Origin of the sequence: Cognatundibacterium rivi, assembly GCF_018139565.1 — a bacterium.
GTDB lineage: Bacteria > Pseudomonadota > Gammaproteobacteria > Burkholderiales > Burkholderiaceae_D > Undibacterium > Undibacterium rivi.
Map to the genome: position 1 here is coordinate 136,391 of NZ_JAGSPK010000001.1, position 13,974 is coordinate 150,364.

General features: G+C 49.9%; 14 protein-coding genes. 10 read left to right on the forward strand and 4 right to left on the reverse strand.

The annotated features are described in order from the left end of the window. Positions 1-37 precede the first annotated feature (37 nt). Positions 38-331: a DUF6916 family protein gene (locus KDM87_RS00620; protein WP_186884076.1), complete on the forward strand. Its 294-nt coding sequence runs from the start codon at positions 38-40 to the stop codon at positions 329-331. Positions 332-346: 15 nt separating this feature from the next. Beyond that, entirely contained in the window at positions 347-832 is a 486-nt protein-coding gene (locus KDM87_RS00625) for a GNAT family N-acetyltransferase (RefSeq protein WP_186884075.1), read from the forward strand. Between the two features lie 320 nt (positions 833-1,152). On the opposite strand, the gene dbpA is transcribed toward KDM87_RS00625, so the two are convergent. Beyond that, the gene (gene dbpA / locus KDM87_RS00630) at positions 1,153-2,544 is read right to left on the reverse strand and encodes an ATP-dependent RNA helicase DbpA (RefSeq protein WP_212677315.1); all 1,392 of its coding nucleotides are present in this window, start codon (positions 2,542-2,544) and stop codon (positions 1,153-1,155) included. Positions 2,545-2,975: 431 nt separating this feature from the next. On the opposite strand from dbpA, the gene KDM87_RS00635 reads away from it, so the two are divergent. Next, a complete protein-coding gene (locus tag KDM87_RS00635; RefSeq protein ID WP_212677316.1) occupies positions 2,976-5,798 on the forward strand; it encodes an EAL domain-containing protein in 2,823 nt (940 codons plus the stop codon). A gap of 124 nt (positions 5,799-5,922) precedes the next feature. Here the strand turns inward: KDM87_RS00635 and KDM87_RS00640 are convergent, their stop codons facing one another. Together KDM87_RS00640 and KDM87_RS17845 are read right to left on the reverse strand one after the other, a co-directional pair. Next, complete coding sequence (locus tag KDM87_RS00640; RefSeq protein WP_408058681.1) at positions 5,923-8,046, reverse strand: S46 family peptidase; 2,124 nt, start codon at positions 8,044-8,046, stop codon at positions 5,923-5,925. Positions 8,047-8,088: 42 nt separating this feature from the next. Next, on the reverse strand, positions 8,089-8,220 hold the full coding sequence (locus KDM87_RS17845) for a hypothetical protein (protein ID WP_268977407.1): 132 nt from the start codon (positions 8,218-8,220) through the stop codon (positions 8,089-8,091). A gap of 479 nt (positions 8,221-8,699) precedes the next feature. On the opposite strand from KDM87_RS17845, the gene KDM87_RS00645 reads away from it, so the two are divergent. From KDM87_RS00645 to KDM87_RS00675, 7 genes are all read left to right on the forward strand, one after another. Then, positions 8,700-9,350 carry an SMI1/KNR4 family protein gene (locus tag KDM87_RS00645; protein ID WP_212677317.1) on the forward strand — a complete coding sequence of 217 codons (651 nt, stop codon included), beginning with the start codon at positions 8,700-8,702 and terminating at the stop codon, positions 9,348-9,350. Positions 9,351-9,444: 94 nt separating this feature from the next. Then, complete coding sequence (locus KDM87_RS00650; protein WP_212677318.1) at positions 9,445-10,062, forward strand: DUF2238 domain-containing protein; 618 nt, start codon at positions 9,445-9,447, stop codon at positions 10,060-10,062. Positions 10,063-10,078: 16 nt separating this feature from the next. After that, complete coding sequence (locus KDM87_RS00655; RefSeq protein ID WP_212677319.1) at positions 10,079-10,459, forward strand: hypothetical protein; 381 nt, start codon at positions 10,079-10,081, stop codon at positions 10,457-10,459. Positions 10,460-10,589: 130 nt separating this feature from the next. After that, positions 10,590-10,958 (forward strand): VOC family protein, encoded by a 369-nt coding sequence (locus KDM87_RS00660; protein WP_212677320.1) that lies wholly within the window; start codon positions 10,590-10,592, stop codon positions 10,956-10,958. A gap of 73 nt (positions 10,959-11,031) precedes the next feature. Next, positions 11,032-11,568: a DUF7482 domain-containing protein gene (locus KDM87_RS00665; protein WP_212677321.1), complete on the forward strand. Its 537-nt coding sequence runs from the start codon at positions 11,032-11,034 to the stop codon at positions 11,566-11,568. 226 nt (positions 11,569-11,794) lie between these two features. After that, a complete protein-coding gene (locus tag KDM87_RS00670; RefSeq protein ID WP_212677322.1) occupies positions 11,795-12,109 on the forward strand; it encodes a hypothetical protein in 315 nt (104 codons plus the stop codon). Positions 12,110-12,236: 127 nt separating this feature from the next. Then, positions 12,237-12,482 (forward strand): hypothetical protein, encoded by a 246-nt coding sequence (locus KDM87_RS00675; protein ID WP_212677323.1) that lies wholly within the window; start codon positions 12,237-12,239, stop codon positions 12,480-12,482. 326 nt (positions 12,483-12,808) lie between these two features. On the opposite strand, the gene KDM87_RS00680 is transcribed toward KDM87_RS00675, so the two are convergent. Continuing rightward, positions 12,809-13,705, reverse strand: coding sequence for a hypothetical protein (locus KDM87_RS00680; RefSeq protein ID WP_212677324.1), 897 nt, complete (start codon positions 13,703-13,705; stop codon positions 12,809-12,811). Positions 13,706-13,974: the final 269 nt, after the last annotated feature.

Sequence of the window (13,974 nt, forward strand, 5' to 3'; positions counted from 1 at the left end):
CTTGCTCTGGCATTTTTTTGTCTGAACATTTCACGATATGACTTTTACCGCTGCACAATTTTTACCGCATGTTGGTTCTCAGTTTTCTATTCCGTTTGGCGATGGTCTGAGCCTGACCCTGACACTGGATGATGTCAAAGACAGCACGACAGCATCTTCCCCGTATCACTTTTTTTCTCTGAATTTTTCCAGCAATGCCAGCACGGCTTTGCCACAGGGAATCTACGCCTTGCAGCATGCCAGCTTAGCGACGCAGGAAATTTTTCTGGTGCCGTTTTCGAAAACAGAACGTGGCGTTTCTTATTCCGCGACGTTCAGTGTGGAGAAATAAGCAGTGCCGTCGGCGATGATTTTCCGGCATCCGCAACTGGCCTTGCGTGCGGTCAGCGACGCCGATCAGGAGTTTTTGCAACGCTTGTATGCGTCTGTGCGCGAGGAAGAGCTGCGCCCCACAGGCTGGCCTGAAGCACAGAAAGCCGCTTTTCTGGCGATGCAGTTTCAGGCGCAACACCGTGCGTATGCGGCTTATTCCGATACTGAGTATTTTATTGTTCAGCGCGGGCAGCAAGACATTGGCCGTTTGTATCTGCAACACCAGCCTGAGACGATATCGATAGTCGATATCTCGCTGATGGCCGACACGTGCGGCCAGGGCATAGGCACCGATCTGTTGCAGGCAGTTTTTGCCCAGGCGCGGGCAGCGCACAAAGCGGTGCAGATTCATGTCGAAAAATTTAATCCAGCGTTACGCCTGTATCAGCGGCTGGGTTTTCTGGAAGTCGAAGATAAAGGCGTGTATCTGCTGATGCGGCGTCCCGCTGAAACGGACTGAGCAGTGCTGAACGGTGCGATGCCTGCGGCCTGAATTCGCAACGCGTTTTGCTGCTTGCACTGCACGGAAATCATCACTACAGGTGTTTTTCAGGCATTTTGGGCTGTAAATATACTCCCCAGAGTATATTTACAAGCCCTTTGTTTATGCCGACATAAAGGCCAAAACGCCAGATACTCCCCCTAAAACAGCAAATAACAGCAAATTTCAGGGTTCAATCTCGTTGGTATTGTGGTCTCATGGCGATCTGATGGAGTCGCTCTGTGGCAAGCTCAGGTGACCGGATTACACCACGCCGTATCACACCACACCGCGCCGCATCACACGCTGTTGATCAGGCGCATTTTGAACTGGCGGCCTTTGATATTCGTGAAGCTGAGTTTCTCTACCGTTTTGGCGGCGATGTGGCGGTCGAGTGCAACATAGGTCACAAACTCAGACACATTGATTTTGCCGACCTGTTCTTTTTTCAGGCCGATATCAGCGGTCAGCGCACCGAGTAAATCACCGGGACGCAGTTTGTCTTTTTTGCCGCCCATGATGCACACCGTCATCATCGGTGCCGCCAGGGTTTGTTCCGGCGCGGCTTCGAGTTCGTTGATATCGGCCCAGGTGACGGCTTCACCCTGATATTCCTCGATCAGCCTGACCCATTTTTTTTCATTCGGTGTTGCCAGGCTGAGTGCCAGCCCTTTTTCACCAGCGCGACCAGTACGACCGATGCGATGAATATGCACTTCGGTATCTTTCGAGACATCGACATTAATCACCGCGCCCAGCGTCTGAATATCGAGTCCGCGCGCCGCCACATCGGTTGCCACCAGCACCGAACAGCTTTGATTCGCAAAGCGGATCAGCACTTCATCGCGGTCGCGTTGTTCCAGATCACCGTGCAAGGCCAGCGCGCTGATGCCCTGCGCCTGCAATTCTTCGGTCAGCTCGCGACAGTGAATTTTGGTATTACAAAACGCAATCGTTGATACCGGCTGATAGTGGTGCAGCAAACGCGCGACGGCTTCATTGCGTTCTTCCGGCGATACCAGATAAAACTTTTGCTCGATGTGATTGGCCGCATGTTGCGATTCGACTTTGATTTCGACCGGATCGCGCAGCAATTGCTCGCTGGCTTTGCGGATATCGTCTGGGTAGGTCGCAGAGAATAACAAGGTCTGGCGGCGCGGCGAGCAGGCCGCAACGATGGTGTAGATATCATCGTAAAAGCCCATGTCCACCATGCGATCTGCCTCGTCCAGCACCAGCGTCTGCACCGTATGCAGATTGATGGTGCCGCGGCTGACGTGATCAATCAATCGCCCCGGCGTGCCAACGACAATATGCGCGCCATGTTCGAGCGAGGCAATTTGCGGGCGCATCGCGGTGCCGCCGCATAAGGTCAGAATTTTGACGTTTTCAATCGCGCGCGCCAGACGGCGTAATTCATTCGCCACCTGATCTGCCAGTTCACGCGTCGGGCAAATCACCAGACCTTGCACCGCAAAATACGTGGGATTCAGTTTCGCCAGTATGCCAAGCCCGAAAGCCGCAGTTTTGCCGCTGCCGGTTTTTGCCTGCGCGATCAGGTCACGTTGCTGCAATACGACCGGCAGGCTTTCCGCCTGTATCGCTGTCATGGTGGAGTAACCGAGACTCTCCAGATTGGCGAGCATGGCGGCCGAGAGAGGAAGCGTATTGAAAGCAGTAGCGTCAGACATGGGAATTTTTTCTTGGAACAGGTAAAAACAGGGGCGAATCGACAACAAAAAACAGGCGCGATGCCAGCGTGGGTGCAGGTTCACGGCCTGATCGGGCAGGCGCGTGAAGGAATGACGCTATTGTAGGCGATAAGCACGGCGGCCGCCTGTTTGTCGCGTCGTTACAATTTTTTTGATCTGATGACGTGAATGCAGATGACGGCATTATACGCAGTGGTCGCCGTACGCATTTGTCTGTGCCAATGCTGCGTTGCAGACCCGGATTGAGGCTGGTTTCAGCACTACGTGGTTTCCACAAAATTTCCATAAAGCAACAAAATAATACTGAAAAATGTTGCGATAGGTTAAAATTTGTTTCATTTTTCATGATGAATTGATCACAGCCACAAGGAATTCATCTCCTGAACTTCTCCTCTTCGCTATGAGAATCTGTGCGCCCTTTTGAATCTCTAATCCAAGCGTGGTTAGCTCTCGGAGCTTACACGCGATTATTTGTTCCCATTACATTGTTGATATTCGTGGTCAGCGGGCTGCGTTACGACCTGTTGATTCATGCGGAAGTCGCCGGGGCAAAACAGCAGATTCTCACGCATGCCGAAAACATGGAACATCTGCTGGGGCCAACGCTGCTGAAATTAAGCAAATCACAGGATCAGGCAGAGATCACCAACACCTTGCGGCGGCAACTGGCAAACGATCCCGATCTGACCCGTCTGACCTGGAGCTATCCTCAAAATAATGTGGACATGACAGGCACATTCACCGTACCCATGCTCGCACCGCACTGGTTTCAGGTGATCTTGCAGATGCCGGCGACGCTGAGTAAGACTATCACGACCGCGGATAAAAATGCCGCCAGAGTCACCGTAGAAATCAGTACGAACAGTGCCGTCAACCGTATCTGGCAGAAAGTGGTCGTGCAGTTGCAGATTTCTGCCATGGCGATCTTTTTTATCTATTTTTTGCTGGGCCTGATATTGCGTGTCAATGAGCGCAGCTGGAAGCGACTGGCGCTGGCAACGAACCGGTTCAAGACCGGTGATCATGGCGTTAGAATGGAAGCCCGCGGTAGTCATGAAGAACGTTTGCTGGCAACGACTTTCAATGGCATGGCCGAAGAAATCGAAAGCATTTTGTTGACGCTGCAGAAAAGTCAGCGCGAACAAAGCGAGCAAATGCATTTCACATTACAACTGCTCAATGCGCTGCCGGTATCGACATTTTTTCAGGATAGCCAGGGCATCTGTCGCGGCGTCAACCCAGCCTGGTGCAAGATGTTTGGCATACAGCAGAAAGACGCCGTCGGTCAGCCCATGTACAAGTTACTGCCTTTCTTAGCGACACTCGATACACGTCATATTTCTTCCGCCGGCTTAGCCATCTATTCTCACAAAACCACTCCTGATATCCCCCGCCAAGTGAATGGCGAACATATTTCTGCGCTGTATTATCAGGCGACATATACCAGCGTTGACGGCAAAGCCTCAGGCATCATCGGCGCGCTGGTCGATATCAGCGAGCGCAAAAAAATTCAGGCTGCACTGGAAGAACAAAAAGAACGTGTGGAAACGACGCTGGATTCAATCGACGACGCGGTCATCAGCGCCGATATTGATGGCCGTATCCTGACTCTGAACCGCTCCGCACAAAAGCTGACTGGCTGGCGCCTCGACGAAGCCTTGTCGCAAGAACTGGCGACCGTCTTTACGCTGGGTGAGCGCAGAAAACAAACGGCATTGAACACTTATCTGGCGAATGTCGCCAGCACCGGTGCGACGTTTCAGGAACACAATCTGGCTTTGTTGTCCCGCGCTGGCAGACAGCTCGAAGTCGATCTCAGCGCGGCGCCAATCCGTCAGCCCGACGGTACTGTCACCGGCAGCGTACTGGTCTTTCGCGATCTCAGTGAAACGCATTATCTGATGCGGCAAATCGCATGGCAGGCCGGGCATGATTTACTGACAGGATTAGCAAATCGCCAGTCTTTATCGGCCCATTTTTCACAAGCCATAGAATATGCGCGCGAACATCAGAAACTGCTGGCGGTGTGTCTGCTCGATCTTGATCATTTTCAGGAAGTGAACGACAAACACGGTAATGAAGTGGCCGACAAATTATTGCAGCAAGTGGCGCGCCGGTTAGAAAGTTGTGTCGGTAAAAATAATCCGGTTGCCCGTCTTGGTGGTGATGAATTTGTCGTATTGCTGCAGAATCAAAGTGATCTGAACGAAGTAGAGTTAAACATTGCTTTGTTGTTGGGGCAACTGGCGCAACCCTATGAATTCGAAAATAAAAAAATGACCATGCGCGCCAGCATCGGCGTTGCGATGTATCCGAATGATGAGCTCAGCCCCGATGTGTTGTTACGCTACGCCGATCAGGCGATGTACCAGGCCAAACTCAGCGGACGCAATCAGTACCACTTGTTTGACCTGCAAAAAGATGAAGAAGTGCGCACCCGCCACAATCAGCGTGCACGGATTCGCGAAGCGTTACTGAAGGACGAATTTGAACTGTACTTCCAACCCAAAGTCGATATGCGGCATGGCCGTATTACCGGCATGGAAGCGCTGATACGCTGGAATCATCCGCAGCGTGGCATCGTCGGTCCTATGGAATTTTTACCGCTGGTGGAAAACACCAACATCATCATCGACATCGGCAACTGGGTGATACATCAGACCTTGCAGCAGATGAGTAACTGGGTTGCCAATGGCTATAACTGGATTGTCAGTGTGAACATCGCGGCGCGCCATTTTCAGCATGCCGATTTTTTAGAAAATCTGCGCAGTTATCTTGCGCAATTCCCTGATGTGCCGCCTGAATATCTGGAAATAGAAATTCTGGAATCAGCCGCCTTGCAAGACGTGCAGCAGGTGCGCGAAGTGATGAGCGCCTGCCAGCAACTGGGTGTGCGTTTTGCGCTTGATGATTTCGGCACCGGCTATTCCTCTTTATCGTATCTGAAACGTCTGCCCGCCAATATTCTGAAAATCGATCAGAGCTTTGTGCGCGATATGCTGGAAGATTCCGATGATCTGGCGCTGATCAGCGCGATTGTCGGTCTGGCAAATGCATTTAAACGTGAAGTGATTGCCGAAGGCGTGGAAACCATAGAACACGGCGTTGCGCTGATGCGTCTGGGCTGTAACTTTGCGCAGGGCTATGGCGTTTCCCGCCCCATGCCTGCATCGAGGGTAGAAAAATGGGCAGAGAGTTATGTACAGCCCGAGCAGTGGTTGCAACAAGCCTGAGGCTGCACTTTTCGGTAAATATATATCTTGTTGTTGGCGGAAACGCTGATGCAATGACATAAAAAAACGGCGGCCATCATTGCAGATGTGCGCCGTTTTTTATTGCTTCACTTGCTGATGCGGTTTATTTTGCCGGGTAGCGTATCGTCATTTCTTTCAGCAGATTATCTGCATGATCGACTTCTTTCATCACCCACAGCATGTAACGAATATCGACATGAATCGCGCGTGTGATGGCGCTGTCGAAGTACCAGTCTTTGGTGATCGATTCATAAGTCGAATCAAAATTCAGCCCAACCAATTCGCTGTTTTTATTCATCACTGCCGAGCCAGAATTACCGCCAGTGGTATCCGCACTGGATAAGAAATTCACCGGCACTGTGCCCAACGCAGTGTCTTTGAAAACACCGTAACGTTTTTCTTTAACAGCGGCCAGCAAGCTTTCCGGCGCATCGAATGGTGTTTTACCAGTGTGTTTCTCAACGATGCCTTCTACCGTTGTGAATGGGCCTTTGCTGACGCCATCACGTGGGCTGTATGGTGCAACAGTGCCGTAAGTCACGCGCAGCGTGGAATTCGCATCCGGATACACAGGTTTGCCCTGCGATTTTTTCCATGCAATCACTGCCTGCATATATTGCGGAATCACCCGTTCCAGATTGCCATCGACTTCTTTGCGGCGCTCTTCCAGAGACAGGCCGATATCATGCAGCTTCACTGCCAGACGGATAAACGCATCGTCTGATTGCTGGAATGCCGCCACATCTTTTTTCAGCCATGCCAGACGCGTCGCCGTGTTGCCGAGTTCTGACTGACGGTACAGCGCCGCGACCGATTCCGGTGTCGGCAGCAAAATATCTAAACCTTGCGGGCGGAATTTGCTATCGAGTTTGTTATACCGTTGCAGTGCTGCGGTATACCGCGCCTGATCCACATTGCTCACATACGACTGTTCCAGACGAGCGAGTCGCGCTGAAATAAACGAGATATCACGTTGCTGATAACCCGCTTTGCGCTCGGCATCTGGCTTGGTGCTTTCCAGCGCAAGGCGATACAAGGTGCGCGCATTTTTCAGCAAATCACTGTTGGTCGCGACGCTCCAGGCGAACTCTTCTTCATTCAATGCCATGTCGCTGGCGATCACCGCATCCAGCTCTTTCAGCAAACTCTGATCGGCATTGTGCTGGCTGAACCAGCTGCGGAATTCAGCGTCCTGCGCGTCTTTAATGGCCGCGATATCTTTACGCGCAAATCCCGCCAGCAAACCCTCGGTTTTCTTCAGACGGTTGTTGATGCTTTTTGCTACGCTCGCATAACGCACTTCGGCATTCGCATTCCCTTGCGTTGCCGCCGCGATGACTGACAGATCCGATTTGTATTCCGCCACGCGTGCCGGGTAGCTCGCGTCCCGCGCAAAGCGGATTTCTTCCGGCAATTTATAACGGCTGGTCGTGCCCGGATAACCTGCCAACAAAATCGGGTCGCCATTTTTCAGACCCTGTGCCGACACCACCAGAAAATCTTTAGAGTGATACGGCACGTTATCCGCCGAAGGATCAGCCGGGCGGCCATCTTTACCGACATACGCGCGCAGGAAAGAAAAATCGCCGGTATGACGCGGCCATTCAAAGTTATCAACATCGCCGCCATAATTACCGATCTTGTCCGATGGCGCATACACCAGGCGCACATCGCGGATCATCATCTGACGTATCCGGTAATATTCCATCCCGCGATGAAAACTCGGCACCGAGCAACGATACGCTTTATCTTGCTCACATTCCGCGATCAGCGCTTTGATGCGGTTCTGCACATGCTCATGGCGCTGCTTGCCCGACATCGCTGGCGTGATACCGCTCAACACCTGCGTCGTCACGTTCTCCACTTTATCGGTGATATACATACGCGAATCCGGCCCGGCAGGTAATTCCTCAGCGCGGGTTTTCGCCAGAAAGCCATTGCTGATGTAATTTTTTTCGGCTGTCGAATTACGTTGCACCGCGCCGTAAGCACAGTGATGATTCGTCACCACCAGCCCGCTGTCAGACACAAACGACGCCGAGCAACCGCCCAGCGATACCATCGCGCTCATCGGATGCTTAGACAAATCCGCGAGCTTTTCTGCCGGAATCGTGATGCCTATGCGTTTCAGCTCCGCTTTTAATTGCGGCAACTGATGCGGCTGCCATTGGCCTTCATCGGCATAGCTCAGCGGGCTGCTGGCCAGACTCAGCCCGGCCAGTGCCAGACTCCATGCATACGATTGTTTCAACTTACTCTCCGTCTATGGTCAAAAGCGCTGGCACAGTGTGCGGCCAGCGCGTTGCAGGTGGGGGCGGGTAACAAACGCCAGAAAATCTGCTGTGTCATGCGTCAGCAATTCCGGGGCAGCAGCAAACTCGCTACCGGAAAAGCCAGTCATCACATCAGAACAGCGCCGTACTCCGCTCATTATTATCGAATCGCGACTCCAGAACCAGACCTGCCGCCGCAGGAAAAGTTCCGGCAAAGAAGGAAATTTGACAGATATCTTTACGACCGTAAAGAAAAATAAGAAAAATTATTTACATTTATGCGGCGTGGCGTTGGTCAGGCAGATGATTGCGGCGATGGCGATGTTGGCGGACGAAAGCTAAGGTGCTTGCTACGAGAGCAGTTCTTCCGTGACTAAGCACAAATTCCGATAAAGCAATCTTCCTGCGTCTGATCGGGTAAACGGGGTTTTATCGATGTCGGTGATGTTTTTGGCAGTTTATTTATACTGTATTTTTAAACAGTATAACCAAATACCGCTAATATCCATGCGGTTTTCAAGGGGATTTGAGCGTGTTGACAGTTTGATCATTGACGGTTAATGTTGCAAAATGAAAATTAAAACACGTTATGCATCAGGAAGCAGCAATGGAATATAGCGAAGTCATTGAAAATTGGAAACATTTCGCAGAAAGAATCAAACTACTTGGTGGCAGTGTTCAGGCGTTCGCTATCGAGGAGCCTGCTACTCAGGATGAAGTAGCAGATCTCGAAAAACAACTTGGTTTAGATTTGCCGACATCTCTTAAGGAAGTACTTCTTGAATTTTCTAAGAAGGTCGAATTTCGTTGGTTTATGGCAGATGATTTTGAGCTAGGTAGTCCGTTTTCTCAAATTTTTTCTGGTGATCGACATTGGTCTTTAGAATGGCTCGTTCAATTCAATAATGCTAAAGACAATTGGAAGAATGAGGTTTTCCCGAACAAAGATGACTCTTACGATGTCATTTGGCATAATAAATTAGCATTCCACGAAGTAGGTAACGGCGATTATTTGGCGATTGATTTATCGGAACCTGATAAAGAACCGATAGTTTATTTAAGCCATGATGATGGCGAAGGGCATGGGGTCGAACTTGCTAGAAATTTTAAAGACTTCCTATTTTTAACGAGTCGTCTAGGTTGTGTTGGTGGTGAGGATTGGCAGTGGCTTCCTTTCATTGAAAATGGCAGGCAGTACCTAAATCCAGATTGTCAAAATGCCGCAAACTTTAGAGAGGCTTTGGGTTTGGATGCATAACAAGACAATCGATCGGACTGGCCGTTATGCGGCTGTGTTCTTTTCTAATTTGTGGACGGCCATCCGTTCATTTCTGCGTTAGACCTCACAACCTATGCACCGCACCCAATTCCTCCTTGTCGCTCTCTTCGTCCTGCTCGGCCTGTTGGCCTGGTCTGGCTGGCATCCTTATGACCGCGGCACGTGGCTGATGGAGGTGCTGCCGATATTCATTGTCGTGCCTGTGCTGATCGCAAGCTACACGCGTTTTCCGCTGACTCAGTTGCTTTACATTTGTATTTTCGTGCATGCTGTTATTTTGTTGGTCGGCGGCGCGTATACTTATGCCAGAGTACCTTTTGGTTTCCAGATCGCCGAGGCGCTTGGTCTGCATCGCAATCCATACGACAAGATCGGCCACTTTGCCCAGGGCTTTGTTCCGGCGCTGGCGGCGCGGGAAATTTTGCTGCGCGGTGGATATGTGCGTGCGGGAAAAATGCTGAGCTTTCTGGTGACCTGTGTTGTGCTCGCCATCAGCGCATCGTATGAACTCATCGAGTGGGCCGCTGCCGTCGCGTTCGGGCAGGGGGCGGACGAATTTCTTGGTACTCAGGGCGACCCTTGGGATACACAATCCGACATGCTGTTCGCGCTCATCGGGGCAGTTGTCGCACAGGCGTTGCTGGCACGAACGCAAGACCGCCAGATCAATCGACTGCAAAACGCTGCATGATCTTCTGAGGTGAACAATGACTAAGAACAGTGCATCTGAAAAAATTCTATGGCTGCCCGATGTTGAGGAGCATGACTATCCGGCAGCGGATTCTTATCTGCGAATTATCTACAACGATAAGAAGGTCGCTGACATGGTCGCTCGTCTCAGAAAGGCGGCGATCGTCGAGTTTAAATCCAAGGATATTTTCAGGGCGTCGCAATTGTCTTTGCTCGGCATCAGCAATTCGCACGTAGAGAAAGACAGAAAGAAAATCGCGAACCGCGTTGCGCTGTCGCCGCTGCTGCTGGTCAGAGATGAAATAAACGGCAAAGTGATTATTGCCGATGGCTACCACAGGCTGTGCGCGATTTATGGATTTGATGAGGATGCGATTATCCGTTGCAAGATCATCTGACGTGTGTGGCGTGTTTCGCATGCACCATTCTGACTGATCACTTTTCCACGTAGACATCACAATGACGTCCTACATTTCAAAGCTAATTCTTGGACGACATGGGGTCGCCTGAATACACATCGGACCTATCATGACTCCAGCACTCAGCGTCATCATTATCTATGCGAAAGAGATGCAAAAAACGGCTGAGTTTTATCAGAAGTATTTTGATTTCGTTTCAACAGGAAAGGTCGTCGATGGCCTGATAGAGTTGACCGCACAGCACGGTGGCGCAAGTATTTTGATTCATCAGGCGGCAAAAAGCGTCAAGCTTGGGCAGGCTGGCGTCAAGCTCATGTTCGATGTGGAAGACGTCGAAGCGTTCAAGAAAAAATCGCTGGAATTGGGTCTGCAGTTTGGAAGTACGCATATTGCGAACGGCTATTCCTTCTCGAATGCGAAAGACCCGGACAACAATTCCGTGTGTATTTCCAGTCGCGCTTTTCGTCGGGGGCAGTAATTTTGCAAAGCACGCCATTCAACACGGTCAGACCATGTGAAGGCGATTCATGTCAGTCTCTTGAGGAAACATCATGCGCAATTTTTCCACTATTCTTGCCACCATTTTTGCAACAGCCTCATGCATTTGTTTGACTGCCTGTGTGGGTTCCCACGTGCCGACGGAACGAACAGAGGTGATATTGCCGCTGAACCGCGCCTGGGTCGATGCACAAAAAGTTGAATACGTCACCACCGACATCTCGGATGCGCAGATGGCAAAAATGGCTGGTGTGAATTATGTTCCCCGTTTGGCGGATGCCGTTTCGCGCAATGGTGCAAAGTCTTTATTGGAGCGTGTGTACAAATTTCCGGGTGACGAGCAAATCAGTATTTTTCAGTCGACGCCACTCCCAACCGGCGCGGCGAATGCCGATATCAATTACAGCCCGCTTTGGCGTATTGTGCTGGTCCGCTGGCTGAAGCGGGATAAGCTGCGTGAGTTGACATCGGAAGCAGACGTACACGCAGCCGAGGACGCGGGCGAAGTGTCTCTGCAGGTCACCGATATCGTCGCTAATTGCCCTGTTGTCCGCGGCACAGACGGGCAGTCACTCAAGGGTGCGCGATAAGGTGTTTCTGTGGGTTTTCGATTGAGAGCATCAGGTTTTCGTACCGGCGTCTGCCGGGGTAGCGTACGTATCGCCCCTATCGCCCCTATCGCACGCTTCGCATACACCAGCAGCTTTCTCAGCGATCCTGTTTCAGCGATATTTTGTAACGCAATATGAATACCCGAACTAATTCATATCGGCACAGTCCATTCCTGTGAACTGAGTTTTCCGGAAAGGTGTTGTCATGCAAAGAAAATGGGACAGACATGAAATTCTGCAGCTACTGACGCTGTCTGCCACGCTGGCGGGTTTGAGCATCACGGCGTTAACGATCTTTAAGAAACATGACGTCGATAAATTCGCCGTCACGATTGCCGACGATATTCTGGCTGCGGTGGCATTGTGTTTTTTGCTGGCGACTTATTTATTTTTCTTTTCTTTGCGCACCAGACATTCATCGCTGGCCGCGAAGCTGGAGTTAGTTGGTGACGTGATATTTCTGGTCGCGCTAACCGGTATGGTCGCCACAGGTTTCATTATTATGTACACCGTCTGGTAGCGCTGTTGGTACGAGTACGCGTCGCGTTTGTCCGTTGTGCCGGTTTATTGTGTCTGCTGTTTTTCATTTGTTTTCCCCCGTTGATGTCCGTGGCCTTCGTGCCACATCAGAAAAAGGAGTAACAAAAATGAGCAACGAAAATCTTTTCCTTCAATTCAATAACGGCACCGCTGCGAGTTATGAGATTGAAATCAGATCGGCGTTACAGAATTTCCAGAATGATTTTCTGACCTACCTGTCAACTGGAAAGCAACCACCGTCTGCGCTCAAACGGTATGAAGTAAAGCAAAACGGCGTGAAGCTTTTTCTGGCGATTGATTTGTCTAAGATCACATCTGTGGCGATCAAAGATGACGGCGGTCGGCCTGCGTAATGGCATAGCGGTCAGGATGTAAAAAAGCGGGCGCCTCAGATGCACCCGCTTTTTCAGAACTCTTCCTACGGATGAGATGCGTTCCGGTTTTACTCCGACAGCAAGCGTAGTCGAGCGACGCATAGCGCATAAATGCCTGTGTTGATTTGTTTAGCTGTTTGTTTTTCACCATTGGTGCGCATGGCGCACCCTACTCCACTGACTCCTTTGGTTCAACTTTTCCACTCTGCATTCAGGTCGTGATAATCGACGGAGCCGCGAACACCTAAAAGAAAGACTGCGATTTGCGTGACATAACCGCCCTATCACTTGTCGCCGCTGCCCAACTACAGCGCGGGGTTCACCAGCCCTACTTGGCTTCTCTTGCTTTCTTTAGAAGCCAACTTCGCCTCCACTTCCGGTACGGTAGGTATATAAGTCCGCTTATTTCCACTTCTAAAATCAATTAAAACTGGATGTGAAACACAATGACTCAAATCATTGTCTAACAACTTTGTTTCAAAAATACTGAGTGTGACAAGCTTCGGCATTTTCTCAATAAATGAAATCGACTTCAAATCCGAACTGTTTGAAATGATTAAATATGAAAGGTTCACAAGCTTTTCTATCGCATCATATGATCCAATTTTTTTACAACCGTCAATCTCTAGCTTAGTCAGAGTTTGGGCACAATGAATCAAGGCATCGATCTTTTCCAGTTTCCGAGCCATCGTTAATCGCAGGTCGACTAGACAGCTCGCAATCTCAAGACCATCCAAAGAGCTAAAACCAGGTTGGATAAGCATAATATTCTTTAGCTTTGCCAAGTTAGGTAATGATCGGATAGGTTTGGAAAATTTTGAACATCCAAATGTATGTAGTAATGAACAATTTTCCAAATTGGTCCAGTATTTCGACCACACTCCGCCGATTTCCTTTAAATTTCTCATTTTGGAAAAATTAAACTCCGTGTTCTCCTCGCCAAAATTAATTTTTTCCAACCATTCAAACGATTCAAATAGTTGAATATTTTCAATATGGCACATGAGATGCAAATACCGAATCTTTATTCGATCAGGATGTGTGGTTATAGCCTCAATCAAATCTTCACTGTAATTTTTACGGCTTAAATAAAGACTTCGCATAGACGAATCGTCAGATATATACGAGAGACATTCGTCAATATTATCTATAGACACGACAATAAATTGATAACCTTTTGCACCTCTAATGATTTCAATCATTTTTCATCCTTCTTTTTTGGAGGCCGGGGCGGAAGCTCACCGTCCTCAACTCGCTTTTTTGTTCCTGGTGTATCGATTTTATTATATAAATTTGACTCTTTGCTTTGCGTAAGGGATCCACCATGGTGGCGTGAACTCAACGTTGACCAGGCGCATGGTTGTAGAGCATGAAAGTTTTTTTCAGCAAGCGTAGGGTGCACCGAACGCACCATCCAATGAGCGACCACAATAGAAAAAGCGTGGACATCAGATGCCCACGCTTTATTGGA